Origin of the sequence: Enterobacter cloacae complex sp. SHL018 (genome assembly GCF_049237905.1) — a bacterium.
In the GTDB taxonomy this organism is placed as follows: domain Bacteria; phylum Pseudomonadota; class Gammaproteobacteria; order Enterobacterales; family Enterobacteriaceae; genus Enterobacter; species Enterobacter hormaechei_C.
On sequence record NZ_JBMKJE010000007.1, the window covers coordinates 69,135 to 91,985 of the forward strand.

Here is a 22,851-nt window from a genome sequence, read left to right on the forward strand (position 1 = left end):
TTCATTATAATGGAAATACGTTCGATATGGCTAAAATGGTATGAAGAATCACCTCTCTTGCCTGAAAGGCGACACGATAAAAGCGATCGTCCTGGTCTGCCTCGCGGTGGGCGTGGTCGGCATGTCTTATGGCTCACTGGCGATGGCCTACGGTTTCCCGCTGTGGGTGCCGTTTGTCCTCTCCCTCACGGTGCTGGCAGGCGCATCCGAGTTTATGTTTATCGGCATCGTGGCGAGCGGCGGCAATCCGCTGGCAGCGGCAGCGGCCGGTTTACTGGTTAACGCGCGCCATGTGCCGTTCGGCGTTACGGTGCGTGAACTGGTGGGCAAGCGCGGCCTGAGCTTTCTGGGCTGTCATATCATGAATGATGAAAGTGTGGTGTTCGGCCTGTCGCAAAAAACCGCCGAGCAGCGTAAAGCGGCCTACTGGCTGTGCGGCCTGGGCGTGGCAATCATCTGGCCGCTGGGGGCGGTGCTGGGCGCGATGGTCGGCAAGCTGCTGCCAGATCCGGAAACCATTGGGCTGGACGCGGTGTTCCCGGCGATCCTGCTGGCGTTAGTGGTGCCGGCATTTAAAAACCGTACCACGCTGATCCGCGCCTGTAGCGGTGCAGTGTTGTCGCTGGCCGCCGTACCGTTTGCGCCGGTTGGCCTGCCGGTGCTGCTCTCTTTGCTCGGCCTTGCCGCGAGGAAAAAATAATGGAAAACATGACGGTTTTTATTCTCGGCATCGCCATTCTTTCTGCCGGAACCTATCTGATGCGTCTCGGCGGGGCGAAACTCGGTAGCCGGCTGGCGCTTTCTGAACGGTCGCAGGCGCTGCTTTCAGACGCGGCAACCGTTTTGTTGTTCTCCGTCGCGCTGGCAACAACGTTTTATGAAGGGGACCATTTTGCCGGGATGGCGCGCGTACTGGGGGTGGGGTTCGCGGTGTTTCTGGCCTGGCGCAAAATGCCGTTAATTGTGGTGATCGTCGCGGCGGCGGTGGTGACGGCGCTGCTGCGTCTGGCGGGGATCCACTAAGAAAAATGCCCGACAGAACAGCGCTGCCGGGCATCTGAGGGGTTAATGCGCAGGAAGCGTATCGACGTTAAGCGTCAGCGTTTCTTCAAAATCCGTGGTGTTAGTAACGCTAAATGCCTTGTCAGAGAGATAGGTCGTGATCATCATGGTGGCGACAAATTGCTCGCCCGCCACTTCTGTACCGTTTACGGCAGCCAGCGCTTTTTCCGGCTTTAGCGTCACCTGAGAAGCGCCTCCCTGAACGGCTACCGCGCCAATATCGACCGCGGCCAGCTGCACGGGATTCCCGTCCACCCGCCCATCTTTGAATTCGATTTTCATCGCGCCGCTGTCCGTAAAACGATACGCCAGGTTCTGTCGGGCAATCCCGTCTACGGAGATGCGCATTTTGCGCACATCCGGACACAGCACCGAAACCTGAACTTCACGCATCACAGAAGCATAACCGTTGTACACTTTGCCAATATGTTCAGCGGACGTTTGCCGCATATCCTCTTTACGGTAGCGCCCGTAATCGACTTTCTTCACCGCCGACATCATTTCACAGGCGCCGTCATCGGCCTGCGCCATTCCCGAAAGTCCCGCTGCGCCGCAGAGCAGCATAAGCATCAGCGCGTATTGACGAACGTTATTCAGAGACATTTCCCTGTCACCTCTTCATAGAATTTATTCGGTTCTGCCTCCGGCAGGGTGTACGTCAGCCTGCAACGCCCTTCATCCAGCTTCGCATACAGCTGCTGGCTGGCAGAGATATCGTTCAGGAAGATCACGCCGTCTTCTGGCGCACTCGTCACATACTCCCCTGCCGCGTCCACAATCGAGACACCTTCCGGCAGCGGCGTACCGTCCGCACGGCGTATACTGAGCAGCACGCGGCGCTGGCTTAACGTCGCAAACTCCCACTTCGCCACAGCGCCGTGAGACGCTTTGATCGCTGTTCTGCCATTTCTTACGTCCAGATTGCCTGGCAGGCTTTCCGTGTTGATCTCAATCGTGCTTTCACGGAACGGCGACAGCGCAGGAATAATCGCCTGGCCCCATTTATCGGTCCATACCGCGCCGCGCGGGGTACCTATCTCGATGCCAGCCACCGGTTTATCCAGTCTGGCAATGGCGTACGTATCGGTCACGCGGTAAGGCGAGAAGGTCACCCCGTCGCTGTGGGCGACAATCCCGCCGCTTAATGCTGCTGAGTAGTTGGTATTGCTGTCGTTATCTCCTCCTGCCGCCAGCGCCAGGTTGGTGTAATGCAGATTACTGTTCAGCGAGCTGTCCCAGCTGGTGGTGTTCTCTTCCTGGTCCTGAGTGACCCCCACCGTGTACTGGTTCTCAGCGTTGAGCGAGCCCATCGCCCGCGTGCCGTAAGAACGCTTACCTTCGCTCTCGCGATACCAGGAGCTGGTTGTCACGCCTGAGCGTCCCAGCGGGATCGACACGTTTACGTAAAACTGATCGTTGTCGCTGCTGTCGTGCCGGCTGACATCCGACTCCCAGTTCACGCTCACGTTGAAGTATTTAAAAGTCTGTGACCACGACGAGATAAACCGGCGACTGTCATAGTCGCTGTTCCAGCTCTCGTTGCGATAATAGCTGAGGGAAAAGCGGCCCAGCGTGGTACTCGACCAGTTGATACCGACGCTGGTGTCGTATTTGGTTTGCGACATATCGTCATCGTCGCCGTAAAGTTCCGCCATCTCGCGATAGTCCGGTGTGCCATAGCTACCGCCCAGCGAAAGCCCAATGCCCCACGGCAGGGAGTAACCCAGATCCAGCGTAGTTTTGTTGCCGTCGGTTTGCGTCTGGTTGTCTATTGACGCCAGAAAACCCAACGAGGCATACAGGTTCTGCATCGGTATGGTATCGAGGTTGCCGGAGAAGCCATAATAGTGGTTATCCGCCATCACCATACCGGCCAGAAAATTGACACGCTTATTGACAGACCAGCCGTTGTTGGCGGACACCACCCACGGATTTTCAAAGCGTGAGTCCATGTCTTCAACGCGGCCCATAGCCAGCGTAAAGCCCGGGGCGCGGCCCACGTGGTTGCTGCGGAATGTGCTCGCCGAAACGGTAAACCGGTTTTCGCTGCCGTCAGTCTCGGTGACCGTTACGTTCAGGTCGGTGTTGAGGTTCGCCAGCGGCACGTCATCCAGGTTGAACGGACCGGCAGGAACCAGCGTTGAGTAAATGAGCTGTCCGCCCTGGCGGATATCGACGCGCGCCTGCGGATTACGGGCAATACCGCTGACTTCGACGCCCGTCCCCACCTGAGGAGTGAGTGCGGTATCCGGCATCATCTGGACCCCGTAAATTCCCGGAATACTGAAGCGGCTGTTGGCGATGTTAATCTGGCCACCCTGCACCATCACGCCATAATCGGTAAAGGTACGCTGGGCATAGGTGTAGAGGGAGTCGACATCAAAATCCTGATCGCTGCCGTCGCTAATGAACTGCGTGCTGCGCACAATCCAGTCTCCGGCATTAAAGCCCATTTCAAAGGTCGACTGGAAACGGTCAGCGTTCTCATCATCATAGTGATTATGGGTGCCAAACATGGAGTAATTCAGCATGGCTGCACGTCCGCCACGCACCTCGGCGAACTGTCGGCCATAATCAGGGTCGATCGCTTCAGGCGGTACAACAACCGATATTTCATCAATATCCGGCGAAGTCTGAATCGTTGATCCGGACCAGTAGTGATAAATCTTCGGGCAGGTGCCTCTTTTCGTCTGTTTAATCAGGCCTGCGTTTTCCAGAAACGCTTTATCAATACAGGGCGTTCCTTCCTCATCAAATTTCACGGGCATAATATTGCGCTGCTTACCATTAATATTAACCGTCACATTATGGTAGCCAGGGGTAAAACGGGGAGTGAGGGAATAGTAATCCGCAATGGTCGGATCAAGCCCGTTATTTTTTAAAGCATCGCTGTCAAATATGGCTCGCGCCAGTTCCAGAGATTCATTCGCATTAGAGGAAATCTCAGCCCGAATATTAAATGCCAGCACGCTAAGGCAAAACACGAGCATTCCCTTTTTACAGGAACCGTTTAACATAACTACTCCATGTTTGTTAAGTGATTTTATTGTTGAAGGTCGGCGATATAATTCCCTGCCTTATAGCCATAACGCGTTGCCGGATAGATTTCGATTTGTTTTTCGGATGCTGATATTTTGGCTGACGCGCTGGCCGTCATTTTTTCGCCAGGAAGAATGTAGGTCTTAGCTAATGTCGCGATCGTACCCGAGGCCATTAATTTCACCTTTTGCTCCAGTCGGACGACATAAGGCGTATTATTCTCAACCGTGACATTGCCATTTTTTATCTGCCAGGTGAGTGCCTTCCAGGGTTCAATATTTACCGCCAGGCCAGCCGGGTGAATAATGACGGGAAGGTTCTGGCTAAACACCACTTTAACTTTATTTTTTTCACGCTGTGGGATAGCGGTAAAAATGACACGCTTAAAATGTTCCACCTTCAGCGGCTCATTACTGTTTTTCAGCACAAAACGCACGCGCTGGGTTTTACCCGCATCTACGCGCACAACCGGCTGCGTGGCAATCAGACCCGGTTTGGGGTCGTCCGGGAGATCAATAATTTTGGTGTACAGCAGCTGTGCTTCAGCATCGGTGTTTTTGACATCCATGCTGGCCCCCTGCTTGTCTTCATTGACAATAAGCAGCGAGGTATCCGGCACCATCCCGGCAGCCATACCGTTGAATGAGGCCAGCAGGCAGGCACAGATCAGCGTTCTCTTTAAAAGCAGCATAATATTAGTCCATTAATATTGGTATAGGACACCCCACCGGGGTGAGGTGTCAGGTATTTCATGATACGTGGGGGTGATTACAGATAAACCAGCTCAACGTTGGTTAAGCCGTCCAGGGTGGCTTCATCCGTGATATTTAAATCGTTGGTTGGGTTAATCATCGCGGCAATGCCCACGTTGAAGTTAATTTTAGTTTGTGCAACAGGTGCAATTGTACCGGTCGCTTGATCTGTGAAGGAATAAATCTCACTCTTATCAGGTTTTACCTGTAAATAGCGAACCCCGCTTTTAACTCCCCATGATGCACCGTTATCGCTGGTGAAGATTGGATAAAGGTTTACACCGTCTCCGTTGGTCGTCGCCCCGTCGGTCTTTTGGATACCCATTGAATAAGCGCCAATCTTCTTATCGCCATACATCCCCAGGCCAGCCGTAAAACCCACGCTGGTAGGGAAATCCGAATCAATAAAGTTCACCGGAATAGTCTCCGTAGGCGCAGAATCCACATGCGAATCGTTAAAGGTCACGCCAACGCGGGTCGCTTCTTCACAGGTAATAGAAATAGGGATAATTTTAACATCCGCCAGAGGGGTTGGGGTGGTGGAATTCAGACTAGCCACCTTCATGGTACCAAAATCAGCAATACCGCCACCGCTAATAAATGCCGGTGTACAGGAAGACGGAACAATTTTCCCCGTAACCTGAATATCAACACTGGAAGCCGCCATTGCTGAAGACGCCGCTACTGCCAGTACAGATGCCAGCACTCCTTTTTTAAACATCGCGTTCATTTAATTTCCTTATATGAGTTAAATACAAAATAAACCAAAAGAGAAATATTTGGTTTTAGGGGTAAAGATTTAATATTGTTTTTGAAACTATCATCATGAATAACCGGGGTCAATGACTCCGAATCTCTTTAGGATTAAAGCCTGAGGATTTCCTTATTATTTGGGATCAATTATTGATTATTTATATAATAAATCCCGAAATACAGTCTGAAAGACATGAAATCATACATTATTGAAATGAATTAAAAGAACTGGTCAGACCTTGTATTTAGATCATGTATGAGATTGCTGATTTTTAAGTAAGGGTAACTCAACCGGACGGCACATTATAGTTATTATTCAACCAATAAGAAATATCCCGGAGGATATGGCTATCTTCTGTCAGGTTGAAAATACAGGCGGTTTGTACAGGAAGGCGGGTTAAAACAGGGGAGCAGAATGAAACCTGTCCCTGCTCCGAAAAGCAAGGGACAGCGGCTATATGACTTATTTGTTCAGTTCAGCGGTCATGTGTACGCGGTTACCGGTGAATGCCTGGGTAATTTTGTAGGATGACGCGCCCGCTTCCTGAGCCTGTGCGGCGATTTTGGCTTCTGCGCCATCAAGGGTAGAGGCGGATGCGGTCACAGTCTGCGCAGCGAAAGAACCGAAAGAAGCAGCCAGAGCGATTACAGCGACAAAATTTTTGATGCTTTTCATGAGATAAACCTTTTCGTTAAGTTGTTTAGATAAGGCACCGTGCCTTGATGAGATAAATACTAGCCCTCATCATGAACAACTAAAAGCGGAAGGTTTTGCTATACTCATTCAAAATTACTGATTAACAATCAATCGCTGCGGATGGGTGTAAATTGTCGCCCTGCCCGGCTTGCAGAACCCCACCAGCGTCAGGTTGCAGCGCTCTGCCACTTCGACCGCCAGCGTTGTCGCAGCCGACACCGCAAACAGGATCTCCACGCCGCACATGGCCGCTTTCTGCACCATTTCATAGCTGGCGCGGCTGGAAACGAGCGCGGCCCCTTGCTGCCAGACGGCATCTTCACGCGCGCGACGGCCCAGCAGCTTATCCAGCGCCACATGGCGGCCCACATCTTCATGACCTCCGACGATCTCGCCCGACGGGAGCAACCACGCCGCAGCATGTGTACAGCCGCTCAGCTGACCTATGGGCTGGACATCATTGAGGTGCTCCAGGGCTTTGTCGAGGTTACCGAGGTTGAAGGTCTGGGTAAACGGCAGCGGCGCGACGGGCTTACCGATATCGTTAAGCTGTTCAACGCCGCACACGCCACAGCCGGTACGTCCGGCCAGCGCCCGGCGGCGCTCTTTCAGCCCCATAAAGCGACGACTGGAGAGTTCGATTTGTACTTCAAGGCCATTACAGGCCTGAACCACATCCATACCGTAGATCTCCTGCGGATGCGCAATGATGCCTTCCGAGAGGGAAAAACCTATGGCGAACAGTTCCAGATCTTTCGGCGAAGCCATCATCACCACATGCGAAATCCCGTTGTAAACCAGGGCAACGGGGACCTCTTCCGCCAGAAAATCCGGCGTGGCATGTGAAATGTGAGGCGGTCTGTGTACCGACAGTTCCACAATGCCCGCAGGCAGTGGCGACACGTGGGCAGCACGGTTTTGTTTAGACACAACGGTATTCCTGAACAACCACGGAAGTGAGCCTGCTATTGCAACACAAACGGCAGGCCTTACGCATAGTATGGATCAACTTTTCAGCAACCATTCTCCTACTCAATACGGAGGGGTGCAACCGATCAGCTGCTACACCTCTTTAACATGCACAGGATAAAATGTGATTGATATCACATTTTATAATCAATGCCGTGATAATACGTTCACTTTGTTTTAACCCCGTTAGAACAGGCGTACCGACATTGTGGTATTCTGGGCTTATCCCTCGGAGAAATGAGGGATTAATGCAAATTTTTCTCCTTTGCGGTTAATTCTCAACCGCAAAGTAAAACTACATAGCAATGTCGTAATGAACCAAGGAGTGACCCATGCAGGTCAGCAGAAGGCAGTTCTTTAAGATCTGCGCTGGCGGTATGGCAGGCACCACGGCGGCGGCACTGGGCTTTGCGCCCGGTGTAGCGCTGGCGGAAACACGGCAGTATAAACTGCTGCGCACCCGCGAAACCCGTAACACCTGTACGTACTGCTCCGTCGGCTGTGGGCTGTTAATGTATAGCCTCGGCGACGGTGCGAAAAACGCCAAAGCATCCATTTTCCACATCGAAGGCGATCCGGATCACCCGGTCAACCGTGGTGCGCTGTGTCCGAAAGGGGCCGGTCTGGTAGATTTTATCCACTCCGAAAGCCGCCTGAAGTTTCCTGAGTATCGCGCTCCCGGCTCTGACAAATGGCAGCAAATCAGCTGGGAGGAAGCGTTCGATCGCATCGCTAAGCTGATGAAAGAAGACCGCGATGCCAACTTTATCGCGAAGAATGCCGAAGGCACCACCGTTAACCGCTGGCTCTCCACCGGCATGCTGTGTGCTTCTGCGTCCAGTAACGAAACCGGCTATTTAACCCAGAAATTTACGCGCGCACTCGGTATGCTCGCGGTCGACAACCAGGCGCGTGTCTGACACGGACCAACGGTAGCAAGTCTTGCTCCAACATTTGGTCGCGGTGCGATGACCAACCACTGGGTCGACATCAAAAACGCCAACCTCATTGTGGTGATGGGCGGTAACGCCGCTGAAGCGCACCCTGTCGGGTTCCGCTGGGCGATGGAAGCCAAAATCCACAACGGCGCGAAGCTGATTGTGATCGATCCCCGCTTTACGCGTACAGCGTCAGTGGCGGATTTCTACACCCCTATTCGTTCAGGTACTGACATCACTTTCCTGTCAGGCGTATTGCTGTACCTGATGACCAACGAAAAATATAACCGCGAGTACACCGAAGCTTATACCAACGCCAGCCTGATCGTGCGTGAGGATTACCACTTCGAAGATGGCCTGTTCAGCGGTTATGACGCCGAAAAACGCAAATACGACAAAACCAGCTGGAACTACGAGCTGGACGAAAACGGCTTTGCGAAGCGCGACACCACCCTGCAACACCCGCGCTGCGTGTGGAACCTGCTGAAAGAGCACGTTTCCCGCTATACGCCGGAGGTTGTCGAAAACATCTGTGGGACGCCGAAAGCGGATTTCCTGAAGGTGTGCGAGCTGATTGCGGAAACCAGCGCGAAAGATAAAACCGCGTCGTTCCTGTATGCGCTCGGCTGGACGCAGCACTCCATCGGCGCGCAGAACATCCGCACCATGGCGATGGTTCAGCTGCTCCTCGGCAACATGGGGATGGCAGGCGGCGGCGTGAACGCCCTGCGCGGTCACTCCAACATTCAGGGTCTGACCGACCTCGGCCTGCTGTCTCAGAGCCTGACGGGTTACATGAACCTGCCGAGCGAGAAACAGACCGATCTGCAAACCTACCTGACGGCCAGCACGCCAAAACCGCTGCTCGAAGGCCAGGTGAACTACTGGGGCAACTATCCGAAGTTCTTCGTCTCGCTGATGAAAGCCTTCTACGGCGACAAGGCGACGGCGGAAAACAGCTGGGGCTTTGACTGGCTGCCGAAGTGGGACAAAGGTTACGACGTACTTCAGTACTTCGAAATGATGCACCAGGGCCAGGTCAACGGCTATATCTGCCAGGGCTTTAACCCGGTGGCGTCGTTCCCGAACAAGAACAAGGTTGTCGAGTCTCTGTCGAAGCTGAAGTTCCTGGTGACGATTGACCCGCTCAATACCGAAACGTCGACGTTCTGGCAGAACCACGGTGAGTCGAACGATGTCGATCCGTCGAAGATTCAGACCGAAGTGTTCCGTCTGCCGTCTACCTGCTTCGCGGAAGAGAACGGGTCTATCGTCAACTCCGGCCGCTGGTTGCAGTGGCACTGGAAAGGCGCGGATGCCCCGGGCATCGCCTTGAACGACGGCGAGATCCTGGCCGGTATCTTCTTACGTCTGCGTAAAATGTACGCGGCTGAAGGCGGCGCAACGCCTGAGCCGGTGCTGAACATGACCTGGAACTACTCGACGCCAGAGAATCCGTCTCCGGAAGAAGTGGCGATGGAGAGCAACGGTAAGGCGCTGGCGGACGTTATCGACCCGGCGACCGGTGCGGTGCTGGCGAAGAAAGGCGATCAGCTCAGCACCTTTGCGCACCTGCGCGATGACGGTACGACCTCCAGCGGCTGCTGGATCTTTGCCGGTAGCTGGACGCCGAAAGGCAACCAGATGGCCAACCGCGATAACGCCGACCCGTCGGGCCTCGGCAATACGCTGGGCTGGGCATGGGCGTGGCCGCTTAACCGCCGCATCCTCTATAACCGCGCCTCTGCTGACCCGCAGGGCAACCCGTGGGATCCGAAGCGTCAGCTACTGAAGTGGGACGGCGCGAAATGGGGCGGCGTGGATATTCCGGACTACAGCACTGCCGCACCAGGCAGCGATGTCGGGCCGTTTATCATGCAGCCTGAAGGGATGGGGCGCCTGTTTGCTATCGATAAGATGGCGGAAGGTCCGTTCCCGGAACACTACGAGCCGTTTGAGACGCCGCTGGGTACTAACCCGCTGCACCCGAACGTGGTCTCTAACCCGGCAGCCCGCATCTTCAAGGGCGATTTTGAAGCGCTGGGTAAAAAGGACAAGTTCCCTTATGTCGGCACCACTTACCGTCTGACCGAGCACTTCCACTACTGGACCAAGCACGCGCTGCTGAATGCCATCGCGCAGCCGGAGCAGTTTGTGGAGATCGGCGAGAAGCTGGCGAACAAACTCGGCATTGCCCATGGCGATACCGTGAAGGTCTCCTCTAACCGCGGCTACATCAAAGCCAAGGCGGTGGTGACCAAGCGTATTCGCACGCTGAACGTTCACGGTCAGCAGGTGGATACCATCGGCATCCCAATTCACTGGGGTTATGAGGGCGTGGCGAAGAAAGGGTTTATTGCGAACACCCTGACGCCGTTCGTCGGCGATGCGAACACGCAGACGCCGGAGTTTAAGGCCTTCCTCGTGAACGTGGAAAAGGTGTAACGGAGACGACTTATGGCTTATCAATCTCAAGACATTATCCGTCGTTCCGCGACTAACGGTTTCACGCCCGCGCCTCAGGCGCGGGACCACCAGCAGGAAGTGGCGAAGCTTATCGACGTGACCACCTGTATCGGCTGTAAAGCCTGTCAGGTGGCCTGTTCAGAGTGGAACGACATCCGTGACGAAGTGGGTCACAACGTCGGGGTGTACGACAACCCGGCGGACCTGACCGCCAAGTCCTGGACGGTAATGCGTTTCTCGGAAGTGGAGCAGAACGACAAACTGGAATGGCTTATCCGCAAAGATGGCTGTATGCACTGTGCGGATCCGGGCTGCCTGAAGGCGTGTCCGTCAGAAGGGGCTATCATTCAGTATGCCAACGGCATCGTCGACTTCCAGTCCGAGCAGTGTATTGGCTGCGGCTATTGCATCGCGGGTTGTCCGTTTGACGTGCCGCGCCTGAACCCGGAAGACAACCGCGTCTACAAATGTACGCTGTGCGTTGACCGCGTAAATGTCGGCCAGGAGCCAGCGTGCGTGAAGACCTGTCCAACTGGCGCTATCCACTTTGGCTCCAAAGAGGATATGAAAACGCTGGCGGCAGAGCGCGTGGGCGAGCTGAAAACCCGTGGTTACGATAACGCAGGCCTGTACGATCCGGCCGGGGTTGGCGGTACGCACGTGATGTACGTGCTGCACCACGCCGACAAGCCGAATCTGTATCACGGCCTGCCGGAGAACCCGGAAATCAGCGCGACCGTGAAGTTCTGGAAAGGCATCTGGAAACCGCTGGCCGCGGTCGGTTTTGCGGCCACCTTCGCAGCGAGCATCTTCCACTACGTCGGCGTTGGTCCGAACCGTGCGGAAGAGGAAGACGACAACCTGCATGAAGAGAAAGACGAGGTGCGCAAATGAGAAAACGTGACACCATCGTGCGCTACACCGCGCCGGAACGCATCAACCACTGGGTCACCGCCTTCTGCTTCATGCTGGCGGCGATAAGCGGGCTGGGGTTCTTCTTCCCGTCCTTCAACTGGCTGATGCAGATCATGGGGACACCACAGCTGGCGCGTATACTGCACCCGTTTGTGGGCGTCATCATGTTCGCGTCGTTCATCATCATGTTTTTCCGTTACTGGCACCATAACCTAATCAATCGGGATGATATCTTTTGGGCGAAGAATATTCGTAAGATCGTCGTCAACGAGGAAGTGGGTGATACCGGGCGTTATAACTTCGGCCAGAAATGCGTATTCTGGGCGGCGATTATCTTCCTGGTCCTGTTGCTGGTGAGCGGCGTGATCATCTGGCGTCCGTACTTTGCGCCTGCTTTCTCAATCCCGGTGATCCGATTCGCGCTGATGCTGCATTCATTTGCCGCAGTGGCGTTAATTGTGGTTATCATGGTGCATATTTACGCCGCCCTCTGGGTGAAAGGCACCATTACCGCGATGGTGGAAGGCTGGGTCACCAAAACGTGGGCGAAGAAACATCACCCGCGCTGGTACCGAGAAGTCCGCCAGAAACAGGAAAAGTCATCTGAATGAGTATTCGCATAATCCCGCAAGATGAGCTGGGGTCGAGCGAGAAACGTACGGCGGAGTATATTCCGCCGTTGTTATTCCCCAGACTCAAGAACCTCTACAACCGCCGCGCAGAGCGTCTGCGCGAGCTGGCAGAGAACAACCCGCTGGGCGATTTTCTGCGTTTTGCCGCGCTGGTCGCCCATGCGCAGGAAGTGGTGCTGTACGACCATCCGCTGCAAATGGACCTGACCGCACGCATCAAAGAAGCCAACGAGCAGGGCAAACCGCCGCTGGATATTCACGTCCTGCCGCGCGACAAGCACTGGCATAAGCTGCTGCATTCCCTGATCGCCGAGCTGAAGCCCGAGATGAGCGGCACGGCGCTGGCAGTCATTGAGAACCTGGAAAAAGCCTCCGATCAGGAGCTGGAAGAGATGGCGAGCGCGCTGTTTGCTTCCGACTTCTCACTGGTGAGCAGCGATAAAGCGCCGTTCATCTGGGCTGCACTGTCGCTCTACTGGGCGCAAATGGCGAGCCTGATTCCAGGTAAAGCCCGCGCCGAATACGGCGAAGCGCGCCAGTTCTGCCCGGTGTGTGGTTCAATGCCGGTCTCCAGCATGGTGCAAATCGGCACCACTCAGGGGCTGCGCTACCTGCACTGCAACCTGTGTGAAACCGAGTGGCACGTGGTGCGCATCAAGTGCAGCAACTGCGAACAGACCCGCGATCTGAACTACTGGTCGCTGGAAAATGAAGAAGCGGCTGTGAAAGCGGAAAGCTGCGGCGACTGCGGAACCTACCTGAAGATTCTGTATCAGGAAAAAGACCCGAAAGTCGAAGCGGTGGCCGACGATCTCGCCTCGCTGATTCTGGACGCGAAGATGGAGCAGGAGGGCTTTGCCCGCAGCTCGATCAACCCGTTCCTGTTCCCGGGTGAAGGGGAGTAATCTCCTGTGAGAGTGCCGGGCGGCGCGAGCTTGCCCGGCCTACACCTGGTAAGGCGTAAGGACCTCGTCAATACCCGCAAAATCTTTCGTGTTGCGAGAAATCAACGGACATTTTCTGCTCTGCGCTGTGGCCAGAATGATAGCATCAGGCAGTTTCATTCCATGCTTCTCACGTAGTGAAACGCTTCTTTCCGCAATATCCCGAGACACATCAATAATTTCAAAAGCGCCCATCACGGCTGCCGTTTTCGCTTCATGACCACGCCTGCGAGCGCCCACCATTACTTCCATCCAGGTAATTAAGCTGATGGCACGATGCGACGCGGTATGCTCAATCGCATCCGCAGCTTCAACACGGTTGTTGAAGAGATCAATGAGAATATTGGTATCAAACACTGCCATGTGCTCCATGATTACCACTCCTCACGCAGCTTGCGTTCATACTCAAGCCCGTCCTCTTTTCTGTCTCCCCACAGACCAAGCGCATTTCGGATAACAGAAGAACTCTGCTGGTCGAGATACAGTTCTATCGCTTCCCGAAGCAGTTCAGCACGTGGTTGATTTCGCAATTGCTTGAGATTATCCAAACGTTGAATCACGTCATCAGACAAATCGATAAGTATTCTGCCCATATCAAGTTCCGCCAAAACGCTCATATATCACCTTAGTATATCATCTTTGGTTAATTTTCAGGCAAAATACTCTTTATCAATTTAGGGTGAAAGGACGTTTTTTAGGGAATGTTCGATTTTGCGAGCCGCTTTCCACAATATGCACCTCTCAACATTTCTCTGTTTTCATCTGCTGTAAACCAGGCTATAAACTGTATAAAAACACAGTAAAAGGACGTAATCATGGCACTGGAAAAGGGTATTGATAAGCTGGTACAGGAGTTTATTGCCGCAGGACGACCTTCCTCGCGAAAGCAGAGTATTGATGACCGGAGAAGCGGATATGTCGCCAGCACAGCGCTGGCCGGGGAAACAGAAACGCGTATCCAGGTTGAAACGCTTGTTCTTGAGAATATGACCTTTCGGGTCTTTTCGCCTTTCAATGCCCCTGAAATGTTACCTTGTGCCCTCTACTATCATGGCGGTTGTTTTGTCAGCGGTGGGTTTGAAACCCATGATAATCAGCTTCGCCAACTGGCGTTTTACGGTAACTGCCGGGTCATTGCGGTACAGTACAGACTCGCACCCGAGCATACATTCCCCGCAGCGCATGACGATGCAGAGAGAGCGGCAGATCTTGTCTGGCAAAATGCAGAACAATTAGGTGTGGATAAAAACCGGATTACACTTTGTGGAGACAGCGCGGGAGGTCATCTTGCGCTGGTAACGTCATTGCGGCTTAAGGCCAAAGGTCTCTGGGATCCCGCGCAGCTCATTCTTATCTACCCCATGCTCGACGCTACGGCCAGTTTTGAAAGCTATACCCTCAATGGCATGGATTACGTGATTACTCGCGATACCCTTTTGAGCGGCTATGAAATGTATCTGGCTGGAGCCGACCGTCAACATCCTGACGTCAGCCCACTGTGGCGCAACGACTTTAGCGGTCTGCCGAAGGTCCATATTGTTACCGCGGAGTATGATCCGTTACGCGACGAAGGCGAGGCGCTTTATCAGCGCCTCACGGAGCAAGGCGTGAAGTGTACCGCTCAACGATGGCGGGGTGTAATACACGGCTTCTTCCAGTTGGGTGGAATTAGCCAGTCAGCGCGAGACGTTATGCGAGATATTGCCTGGCGCATTAACCATGCCGGGCGAGAGTGAAAAGGAGACTACTCCTCCTCGTTCCCGCCCTCTTCATACGCGCCATACGGCTTCGCAGGCAGAACGATATAGGTGCCTTCAAACACCGCGCCTGGCGTTTCATCGCCGAACAGCTCCACCTGCATCTGTACGCGTGCTTTACGTCCACGCGCCAGACGGTCGAGATCGCCGCCCAGTGCGCCCAGGTCAGCAACCGCGCTCGGCTTGCCGCTGATCGGGGCGCTGTAGCGGATATGGGCATCGGCCAGAATAATGGTGCCGCCGAGATGACGTTCGCGCAGCATCAGCCAGATCAGTCCCCAGCCGGTGAGCGTGGCAAGTGAAAACAGGCTGCCGGCAAACAGGGTATGGTGCGGGTTCTGGTTGCCGGTTTCCGGCATGGTGGTAATAAATTTTTGCCCGGTATATTGCTGAATACGCACACCCATTTTTTCACTGAGAGGAATGTGCTGATACCACGCCTGCTGGAGCTGCCCGCACCAGTCGGCGCGATGGAGAATATCGTCCAGCGTGGCGATGGGTTTGATCATCAAAAAGTGACGAATCGGCGTAGTTTGCGGGGCGGTGATTTCCCCCTGATTCACGAAACCAAGCTTGGCAAAGAACTCAACGGCATCTTCGCGGGCGCTACAGGTGACACGCTTGACCCCTTCCTGACGGGCAACGGATTCCAGCGTCATAGCCATCAGCGTTCCAAGGCCTTTGTCCTGCACGGAGGGATGAACGGCCATAAAGCGGATTGAAGCTTCGTTGTCGGCATTGATATACAGACGTCCCACGGCAACGAGGTTGCCCTCTTCATCAACCACCATCTGGTGGTGCGCCATCGCGTCCCAGGCGTCGCGTTCAGAGCCTTTAGGTTGATGCAGTGGCTTGCGCAGCATTTCCCAGCGGAAATGGTAATAAGCGTCTAATTCTTCTTCCGTTTGCGGTACTCGAAGGTGATACATAGCTGTACTCTCTCTTGTTACCCGCGGCCATGCCGCCAGTTGGCTCATACCTGGAGCCAGAATGTGACGGGGCCATCGTTCACCAGCGAAACCTGCATATCCGCAGCGAATCGTCCGGTTTGTGTATTCATGTCCTGTTGGCGACAGCGCTCAACAAAGTACTCGTAAAGGGCTTCTGCGCGATCCGGTGCCGCGCCCTTCGAAAAACTCGGGCGCATGCCGCGTTCGGTATCCGCGGCCAGCGTAAACTGGGAGACCACCAGCACGCTGCCGCCCGCCTGCTGAACGTTCAGGTTCATCTTGCCTTCCGCATCGCTGAAAATGCGGTAGCCCAGTACGCGCTCACACAAGCGGTTGGCTTTTTGTTCGTCGTCATCCTTTTCGACACCCAGGAGCACCAAAAGTCCTGGGCCAATTTCACCCGTCACCTCATCCGCCACGGTGACGCTGGCACGGGTTACGCGCTGAATCAATGCAATCATGGTTGGTCTGCTTCTTGTTGTTTTTCAGCTTCTGCTGCTTTTTTGAGTTCGCGGTAGACCCCGAGAGTGACAGTTATTTCGGCGCCAAGCAAGACGATACACCACGTCCAGTAGACCCAGACAAACAAAATGGGGATCACCGCCAGCACGCCGTAAATCAGCTGATAAGAGGGGAACATGGTGATATAAAGCGCGAATCCTTTCTTGCCCAGCTCAAAGAGCAACGCCGCGACCAGCGCACCCACCACGGCATCCCGGTTGGGTACGCGCGTGGTTGGTACCACGCTGTAGAGCAGCCAGAACGAAAGCCACGATAAAATCAGCGGGAATATACGCAGCACGTTATCGATCACGCTGTTTAAGTCGGTCGCCCAGCGCAGCGAAAGAAGGTAGGAACTGATCGCCAGGCTTGCCCCCGCCAGCAATGGGCCAAGGGTTAAAATCATCCAGTAGACGGCAAAGGAGTAAACCTTCGGGCGGACTTTTTTGCTCCGCCAGATGGTGTTGAGCGCACTGTCGATGGAGTACATCAGCAGCAGCGCGGTAACAATAAGCCCACATGCCCCCACCGCCGTCATCTTGCTGGAGTTAGCGACAAACTGTTCAATGTAGTTCTGGATCACATCGCCGGTGGCAGGAATAAAGTTCGCGAAAACAAAATGGCGAAGCTGCATGCTCACATCGGCAAACATCGGAAACGCCGAAAAAAGCGCAAAAATCACCGCCACCAGCGGCACCAGCGAGAGCAAGGACACGTAAGCGAGATTGCCCGCCAGCGTGGTCATGTTGTCCTCGTCAATGCGATGCCAGAGGAGTTTCAGCCACGCCCTCAGCGGGCGCGTGTGGTGATTGGCTTTTTGATGAACGGTTTTTAGCATAACTGCTTCGCAAAGTAGTTCGGTATCGTCTCTTTTCCGGTCACCAGAATGGAGGTGATACCTAACTGATTAGCCCCTTCTATATTATCGGCGTTGTCGTCAAAAAAGACCGCATCCGCCGCCGTGAATCCTTCTTCCTGCAATACCGCCTGATAGATGCGCGCCTCAGGTTTACGCATCCCCATCTCCTGGGAGAGATACACCTTATCTGCCGCCGCGTGGATTTCCGGGTATTCATCCGGCCAGAAGGTGGTATGCAGGCGGTTGGTATTCGACAGGACGACGACACGATGCCCCTGCTCGCGCAGCTTGTGCATGATGTCGATCACTTCGGGGCGGATCGCGACAAATATGGCCTGCCAGCCGTGGGAAAACTGCTCGTAGCTTAACGAGAGACCCATTTCCTGACAGAAACGCTCTGCGAACGCTTCATCGCTGATCTCACCGCGCTCGTGCAGATGGAAAGTCTCACCCATCGCGAAATTCTGCTTTAACGTCGCCAGCGGAACACGGCTAAAATCGCTCCATGCGCCCAGCACCCGGTTAAAATCGATATCGACGATTACATTTCCTAAGTCAAAGATATAAAGCATGTTTATCTCCTTTCGCCGTGGAAAAGTAACTGTAGCGGGAAAGAGAAACTTTAGCTATGCGCCAGATTCAGCTTAGAGAAAGGAAAGGCCCGAATCGCAATATCGGGCCATAGGATTTTCAGCCAGCCTGCTGCTCTTCTCCGGAATTGACTTCGACAACCTCAACCTTGCTGGATTTGAGGTGATTTTGCAGCGCCGGGCCGGGCAGCTCATCGGTGAACAGCGCCGTCGCCTGCGCCACGTTGCCAATTTCAACCGCCGCGGAGGCGTGGTATTTCGTATGATCGGCCGCCAGTAAAATGTGACGGGAGTGAGCGATCATGGTTTTCACCACGCTGGCTTCGTTAACGTCAAATTCCATCATCGCGCCATCGTGCTCTATCGCCCCGACGCTGGTGACCAGGTAATCTGCGCGAAATCCTGACACGAACGCCGTTGCCGCAGGACCGATAATGCCGCCGTTATGCGGGCGCAGCGTACCGCCGGGCACCATCACCTCAAAGCGCGGATTCTTATAAAGAATGTGCGCCACCCGCAGGCTGTTAGTGATGATGCGCAGATGATTATGGTTAAGCAGTGCCCGGGCAACGTGCTCCACGGTCGTCCCGATGGTGATAAAAATGGTCGAACCGTCGGGAATATAGTCCGCAATCGCTTCGGCAATCGCCCGTTTCTCTTCGGTAAGCGAGACTTCACGCTGTTCGAACGCCGTGTTGACCACGCTGGATGCCCTGCCCGCGCCGCCGTGATGACGGGTGATCAGCCCCTGCTCGCTGAGCTTACGGATATCCCGGCGCACGGTTTGCGTGGAGACATCCAGTAGCTGCGCCAGTTCATCAATGTTCATATAGCCGCGTTCGGCAATCAGCGTCAGCAGCTGATCGTGACGCGGGTTGCCGGTCAGTTCGGTAAGGCTCATGGGCTGTCCTCTGAAAACCATCACGCCCCGCATTTTATACAAAAAGTGACAAAAAAGAGCGGGTTTGATCACAGTCGGGTATACCCGCGCGCCCGCCGGGCTTTGTACATTTCAGTGCTGCGACGGCGCTGGCAAAACGCACGGCGTCTGCGGCGGGTAATTTCTGCCCCAGGCTGACCGCCAGCGCACCGTGGAACACGTCGCCCGCCCCGGTGGTATCAATGACGTTCACTTCAAACCCAGGCTGATGACATAGCGTGTCGTTTTCCAGCCAGAAACAGCCGTCTCGCCCCTGTGTGACATACACATGTCCATTTGTGAGCGTTTGTGCTTTCTTCAGCGCGTTTTCGGTTTCATCCAGCTGCGTTAACCGCCGCAGTCCTGGCGCGGAGAAGGCCGCGTGGTCGCTTAAGGCGATCAGCTCCGCGATATCCTGCGGGGTGACATCCGCATCCAGCAACGTCGGTACACCCTGCTGACGGGCCAGGGTAAATGCCTGTTTTGCCCCGTCATGCCAGCGCACGTCGGCTAAGACAATGTCCCACTGAGAGAAGTCGATTTCTTGCAACCAGTCTGCCGACGCAGGGAGATCGGGGCTGGGGTAGTTGGCAATCACCCTTTCCCCACCTGCGTCCACCAGCACCGCCGATTGCGACGATCGGGCTCCCTTAACAACGCGCGTATAGCGTGTGTTCACCCCCAGGGATTCCAGCTCCGCGAGCAGCCGTCTGCCGGTATCGTCGTCCCCCACCCGGCCAATAAAATCCACTTCCGCACCCAGTTTCGCGGCTGCCACCGCCGCCGTTGCCGCCGGGCCGCCGCCCACTTCCGTATAATCTTTTGCGACATATTTCCCACCTTCTTTCGGTAAATCATCGAGATACCAGATGCGATCCAGCACGGTAATGCCGACACAAACGATGCGAGTCATGGTGATTCCTTCTGCGATTTCTGATGCCTTCATTTTAATTTCACCAAATGTTTAAAAAGTGACCCGTGTCAATTTTTTGACTATAAATTACAAATACGATCAAAAACAGACACCACAAACGCGCAAAAATTGACACGATGTGACAGGAGAGAGGCATGTCAGCAATCGCATTTATCGGCTTAGGACAGATGGGCGCGCCCATGGCGAAGAATCTGTTGAAACAGGGCCACCAGCTTAACGTTTTTGATGTGAACCCGCAGGCGGTTCAGGCGCTGGTAGAGAGCGGCGCCCGGGCGGCGGCTACGCCCGCACAGGCAGCAACGGATGCCGAATTCGTGATCACTATGCTGCCAAACGGCGACCTGGTGCGCAGCGTGCTGTTCGGCGAGCACGGCGTGTGCGAAGGGTTATCCCGCGACGCGCTGGTGATTGATATGTCCACCATTCACCCGCTGCAAACCGACGCGCTGATCCGCGACATGGCTGAGCAAGGCTTCAGCCTGATGGACGTGCCCGTCGGACGCACCTCTAATCATGCCATCGCCGGTACGCTGCTCCTGCTGGCGGGCGGTACGGCGCAGCAGGTTGAGCGCGCCACCCCCGTCTTAATGGCGATGGGCAATGAACTGATTAACGCTGGCGGGCCGGGCATGGGCATCCGCGTGAAGCTCATCAATAACTACATGAGCATCGCCCTGAACGCCCTTTCCGCCGAGGCCGCCGTACTGTGCGAAGCGCTTGGCCTCTCCTTTGACGTGGCGCTCAAGGTGATGAGCGGCACGCCGGCGGGTAAAGGCCACTTCACCACGTCATGGCCGAACAAGGTACTGAAAGGGGATCTTTCACCCGCCTTCATGATCGACCTTGCGCATAAAGATCTGGGGATCGCCCTGGACGTAGCCAACCAGCTCCACGTTCCGATGCCGCTGGGCGCGGCGTCCCGCGAAGTTTACAACCAGGCACGCGCCGCCGGGCGCGGGCGCGAAGACTGGACGGCCATTCTTGAACAGGTTCGCGCATCTGCCGGGCTGAAAAAATCACACTGATACGAAAGGACTGAGGAATGACGATGTACACCCTGAAAGATATCACCCGACCTTCCGGCGGTTTTGCGATGCTGGCCGTGGATCAGCGCGAAGCGATGCGCCTGATGTTTGCTGCCGCAGGCGCGCCGGTGCCGGTAACCGACCAGCACCTGACGGATTTTAAGGTCAATGCGGCGAAAATTCTGTCGCCGTACGCCTCTGCGATCCTCGTCGACCAGCAGTTCTGCTATCGCCAGATTGTCGAGCAGCAGGCCGTGGCCAAAAGCTGCGCAATGATTGTCGCCGCCGACGAGTTTATCCCGGGGAACGGCATTCCGGTCGACAGCGTGGTGATCGACAAGAACGTTGACGCGCAGGCGGTCAAACGCGATGGCGGTAAGGCGCTGAAGCTGCTGGTGCTGTGGCGCAGCGATGAAGATCCGCAGCAGCGCCTGGAAATGGTGAAAGCGTTCAATACGCTGTGCCACGACAACGGGCTGCTGAGCATTATCGAGCCGGTGGTGCGTCCCCCGCGCCGCGGCGCCGCGTTTGACCGCGAGCAGGCGATTATCGATGCGGCCAAAGAGCTGGGCGACAGCGGTGCCGACCTCTACAAAGTGGAAATGCCGCTGTTTGGTAAGGGCACGCAGCACGAGCTACTGACGGCCTCGCAGAAGCTGAACGAGAACATCGCCATGCCGTGGGTAATCCTCTCCTCCGGCGTGGACGATAAGTTATTCCCGCGTGCCGTAAGCGTGGCGATGCAGGCGGGGGCATCAGGCTTTTTAGCCGGTCGCGCCGTCTGGTCATCGGTGATTGGCCTACCGGACACCGAGCTGATGCTGCGTGATATTTCCGTACCAAAACTTCAGCGTCTGGGTGAGATCGTCGACGAAATGATGGCTCGCCGTTAAGAAAGGACCCGAACATGAAATGGTTTAACACCCTGAGCCATAACCGCTGGCTCGAACAAGAGACCGACCGCATTCTCGATTTCGGTAAAAACGCTGCCGTACCGACCGGCTTTGGCTGGCTGGGCAATAACGGGCAGGTGCGCAGCGATATGGGCACCCATCTGTGGATCACCGCCCGCATGCTGCACGTTTACGCGGTGGCGGCGAACATGGGGCGCCCCGGCGCGTACGCCCTGGTTGAGCACGGCATTAATGCCCTGAACGGTCCGCTGCGCGACAAACAGCACGGCGGGTGGTGCGCCTGCGTAAACGATGAAGGCGTGATTGATGCGTCCAAACAGGGCTATCAGCATTTCTTCGTCCTGCTGGGCGCGGCGAGCGCCGTCACCACCGGCCACCCCGAGGCGCGCAAGCTGCTGGACGACGCCATCGAAGTGATTGAGCGCTACTTCTGGAGCGAACAGGAGCAGATGTGCCTGGAGTCCTGGGACGAAGCCTTCAGCAAAACGGAAGATTACCGCGGCGGTAACGCCAATATGCACGCAGTGGAAGCCTTCCTCATCGTCTATGACGTGACCCACGACCGGAAATGGCTCGACCGCGCCCTGCGCATCGCCTCGGTGATTATTCACGACGTGGCGCGCAAAGGGGAGTACCGCGTTAACGAGCATTTCGACACCAACTGGAACCCGATCCGCGATTACAACATCGATAACCCGGCCCACCGCTTCCGCGCTTACGGCGGCACGCCGGGGCACTGGATCGAGTGGGGCCGCCTGATGCTGCACCTGCGTGCCGCGCTGGAAGCCCGCTTTGAAACCCCGCCGGAATGGTTGCTGGAAGATGCGAAAGGCCTGTTTCACGCCACCATCCGCGACGCCTGGGCACCCGACGGGGCTGACGGGTTTGTCTATTCCGTGGGCTGGGACGGCAAGCCTATCGTGCGCGAACGCGTGCGCTGGCCAATCGTCGAGGCGATGGGCACGGCCTATGCCCTCTACACCGTCACCGGTGAGGCGCAGTACGAAGCCTGGTATCAGAAATGGTGGGATTACTGCATCAAGTACCTGATGGATTACGAAAACGGTTCATGGTGGCAGGAGCTGGACACCAATAACGAAGTGACCACCAAAGTCTGGGACGGCAAGCAGGATATTTACCACCTGCTGCACTGCCTGGTGATCCCCCGCCTGCCGCTGGCGCCGGGCTTAGCCCCTGCCGTAGCCGCCGGATTACTGGATAGCCTGGCCAAATAA

At 55.4% G+C, this 22,851-nt stretch carries 24 protein-coding genes; 10 read left to right on the forward strand and 14 right to left on the reverse strand.

Annotated features, from left to right (window positions below):
* Positions 1 to 40: 40 nt before the first annotated feature.
* Together ACOTY5_RS20805 and ACOTY5_RS20810 are read left to right on the forward strand one after the other, a co-directional pair.
* Positions 41 to 700, forward strand: a complete 660-nt coding sequence (locus tag ACOTY5_RS20805; RefSeq protein ID WP_015569922.1) for an AzlC family ABC transporter permease — start codon at positions 41 to 43, stop codon at positions 698 to 700.
* Entirely contained in the window at positions 700 to 1,023 is a 324-nt protein-coding gene (locus ACOTY5_RS20810; protein ID WP_015569921.1) for an AzlD domain-containing protein, read from the forward strand. Before ACOTY5_RS20805 ends, ACOTY5_RS20810 begins: the two co-directional genes overlap by 1 nt.
* A gap of 42 nt (positions 1,024 to 1,065) precedes the next feature.
* On the opposite strand, the gene ACOTY5_RS20815 is transcribed toward ACOTY5_RS20810, so the two are convergent.
* The 6 genes from ACOTY5_RS20815 to fdhD all read right to left on the reverse strand — a co-directional run bounded on the left by ACOTY5_RS20815 (position 1,066) and on the right by fdhD (position 7,233).
* Positions 1,066 to 1,665 carry a hypothetical protein gene (locus tag ACOTY5_RS20815; RefSeq protein WP_032649890.1) on the reverse strand — a complete coding sequence of 200 codons (600 nt, stop codon included), beginning with the start codon at positions 1,663 to 1,665 and terminating at the stop codon, positions 1,066 to 1,068.
* Entirely contained in the window at positions 1,656 to 4,079 is a 2,424-nt protein-coding gene (locus tag ACOTY5_RS20820) for a fimbrial biogenesis usher protein (RefSeq protein WP_045142620.1), read from the reverse strand. Before ACOTY5_RS20820 ends, ACOTY5_RS20815 begins: the two co-directional genes overlap by 10 nt.
* Before the next feature lie 26 nt (positions 4,080 to 4,105).
* A complete protein-coding gene (locus ACOTY5_RS20825; RefSeq protein WP_045142619.1) occupies positions 4,106 to 4,792 on the reverse strand; it encodes a fimbria/pilus chaperone family protein in 687 nt (228 codons plus the stop codon).
* Positions 4,793 to 4,869: 77 nt separating this feature from the next.
* Positions 4,870 to 5,583, reverse strand: a complete 714-nt coding sequence (locus ACOTY5_RS20830) for a DUF1120 domain-containing protein (protein ID WP_045142618.1) — start codon at positions 5,581 to 5,583, stop codon at positions 4,870 to 4,872.
* 486 nt (positions 5,584 to 6,069) lie between these two features.
* Positions 6,070 to 6,282, reverse strand: a complete 213-nt coding sequence (locus tag ACOTY5_RS20835) for a DUF1471 domain-containing protein (RefSeq protein WP_045142562.1) — start codon at positions 6,280 to 6,282, stop codon at positions 6,070 to 6,072.
* A 114-nt stretch (positions 6,283 to 6,396) separates the two neighbouring features.
* Positions 6,397 to 7,233: a formate dehydrogenase accessory sulfurtransferase FdhD gene (fdhD, locus tag ACOTY5_RS20840; RefSeq protein WP_023295636.1), complete on the reverse strand. Its 837-nt coding sequence runs from the start codon at positions 7,231 to 7,233 to the stop codon at positions 6,397 to 6,399.
* Positions 7,234 to 7,604: 371 nt separating this feature from the next.
* Here fdhD and fdnG point away from each other — a divergent pair, with 371 nt between their 5' ends.
* From fdnG to fdhE, 4 genes are read left to right on the forward strand one after another with little or no spacing between them, the layout of a single operon-like run.
* The gene (gene fdnG, locus ACOTY5_RS20845; protein WP_085929672.1) at positions 7,605 to 10,655 is read left to right on the forward strand and encodes a formate dehydrogenase-N subunit alpha; all 3,051 of its coding nucleotides are present in this window, start codon (positions 7,605 to 7,607) and stop codon (positions 10,653 to 10,655) included.
* A 12-nt stretch (positions 10,656 to 10,667) separates the two neighbouring features.
* On the forward strand, positions 10,668 to 11,570 hold the full coding sequence (fdxH, locus tag ACOTY5_RS20850) for a formate dehydrogenase subunit beta (protein WP_014072386.1): 903 nt from the start codon (positions 10,668 to 10,670) through the stop codon (positions 11,568 to 11,570).
* Positions 11,567 to 12,202 (forward strand): formate dehydrogenase cytochrome b556 subunit, encoded by a 636-nt coding sequence (gene fdoI, locus ACOTY5_RS20855; RefSeq protein WP_003861958.1) that lies wholly within the window; start codon positions 11,567 to 11,569, stop codon positions 12,200 to 12,202. Before fdxH ends, fdoI begins: the two co-directional genes overlap by 4 nt.
* Entirely contained in the window at positions 12,199 to 13,128 is a 930-nt protein-coding gene (fdhE, locus tag ACOTY5_RS20860; protein ID WP_045142561.1) for a formate dehydrogenase accessory protein FdhE, read from the forward strand. The genes fdoI and fdhE overlap by 4 nt, the downstream gene beginning before the upstream one ends.
* A 39-nt stretch (positions 13,129 to 13,167) precedes the next feature.
* On the opposite strand, the gene ACOTY5_RS20865 is transcribed toward fdhE, so the two are convergent.
* Complete coding sequence (locus ACOTY5_RS20865) at positions 13,168 to 13,539, reverse strand: type II toxin-antitoxin system VapC family toxin (RefSeq protein ID WP_045142560.1); 372 nt, start codon at positions 13,537 to 13,539, stop codon at positions 13,168 to 13,170.
* Positions 13,540 to 13,541: 2 nt separating this feature from the next.
* A complete protein-coding gene (locus tag ACOTY5_RS20870) occupies positions 13,542 to 13,784 on the reverse strand; it encodes a ribbon-helix-helix domain-containing protein (protein ID WP_015569912.1) in 243 nt (80 codons plus the stop codon).
* Positions 13,785 to 13,982: 198 nt separating this feature from the next.
* On the opposite strand from ACOTY5_RS20870, the gene ACOTY5_RS20875 reads away from it, so the two are divergent.
* The gene (locus tag ACOTY5_RS20875) at positions 13,983 to 14,903 is read left to right on the forward strand and encodes an alpha/beta hydrolase (protein ID WP_045142559.1); all 921 of its coding nucleotides are present in this window, start codon (positions 13,983 to 13,985) and stop codon (positions 14,901 to 14,903) included.
* An 8-nt stretch (positions 14,904 to 14,911) separates the two neighbouring features.
* Here the strand turns inward: ACOTY5_RS20875 and fabY are convergent, their stop codons facing one another.
* The 6 genes from fabY to ACOTY5_RS20905 all read right to left on the reverse strand — a co-directional run bounded on the left by fabY (position 14,912) and on the right by ACOTY5_RS20905 (position 19,656).
* On the reverse strand, positions 14,912 to 15,853 hold the full coding sequence (fabY, locus tag ACOTY5_RS20880) for a fatty acid biosynthesis protein FabY (protein ID WP_015569910.1): 942 nt from the start codon (positions 15,851 to 15,853) through the stop codon (positions 14,912 to 14,914).
* Between the two features lie 44 nt (positions 15,854 to 15,897).
* Positions 15,898 to 16,335 carry a D-aminoacyl-tRNA deacylase gene (gene dtd, locus ACOTY5_RS20885; protein ID WP_015569909.1) on the reverse strand — a complete coding sequence of 146 codons (438 nt, stop codon included), beginning with the start codon at positions 16,333 to 16,335 and terminating at the stop codon, positions 15,898 to 15,900.
* Positions 16,332 to 17,213 (reverse strand): virulence factor BrkB family protein, encoded by an 882-nt coding sequence (locus ACOTY5_RS20890; protein WP_003861949.1) that lies wholly within the window; start codon positions 17,211 to 17,213, stop codon positions 16,332 to 16,334. The genes dtd and ACOTY5_RS20890 overlap by 4 nt, the downstream gene beginning before the upstream one ends.
* Entirely contained in the window at positions 17,207 to 17,806 is a 600-nt protein-coding gene (gene yihX / locus ACOTY5_RS20895; protein WP_003861947.1) for a glucose-1-phosphatase, read from the reverse strand. Before yihX ends, ACOTY5_RS20890 begins: the two co-directional genes overlap by 7 nt.
* Before the next feature lie 118 nt (positions 17,807 to 17,924).
* Positions 17,925 to 18,725 (reverse strand): DeoR/GlpR family DNA-binding transcription regulator, encoded by an 801-nt coding sequence (locus ACOTY5_RS20900; RefSeq protein WP_045142558.1) that lies wholly within the window; start codon positions 18,723 to 18,725, stop codon positions 17,925 to 17,927.
* A 34-nt stretch (positions 18,726 to 18,759) separates the two neighbouring features.
* The gene (locus ACOTY5_RS20905; protein WP_045142557.1) at positions 18,760 to 19,656 is read right to left on the reverse strand and encodes a sugar kinase; all 897 of its coding nucleotides are present in this window, start codon (positions 19,654 to 19,656) and stop codon (positions 18,760 to 18,762) included.
* A gap of 155 nt (positions 19,657 to 19,811) precedes the next feature.
* Between ACOTY5_RS20905 and yihU the strand changes: the two genes are divergently transcribed.
* From yihU to yihS, 3 genes are read left to right on the forward strand one after another with little or no spacing between them, the layout of a single operon-like run.
* Positions 19,812 to 20,702: a sulfolactaldehyde 3-reductase gene (gene yihU / locus ACOTY5_RS20910; RefSeq protein ID WP_062934167.1), complete on the forward strand. Its 891-nt coding sequence runs from the start codon at positions 19,812 to 19,814 to the stop codon at positions 20,700 to 20,702.
* Between the two features lie 17 nt (positions 20,703 to 20,719).
* The gene (gene yihT / locus ACOTY5_RS20915; protein ID WP_015569905.1) at positions 20,720 to 21,595 is read left to right on the forward strand and encodes a sulfofructosephosphate aldolase; all 876 of its coding nucleotides are present in this window, start codon (positions 20,720 to 20,722) and stop codon (positions 21,593 to 21,595) included.
* 14 nt (positions 21,596 to 21,609) lie between these two features.
* The gene (gene yihS / locus ACOTY5_RS20920) at positions 21,610 to 22,851 is read left to right on the forward strand and encodes a sulfoquinovose isomerase (protein WP_045142556.1); all 1,242 of its coding nucleotides are present in this window, start codon (positions 21,610 to 21,612) and stop codon (positions 22,849 to 22,851) included.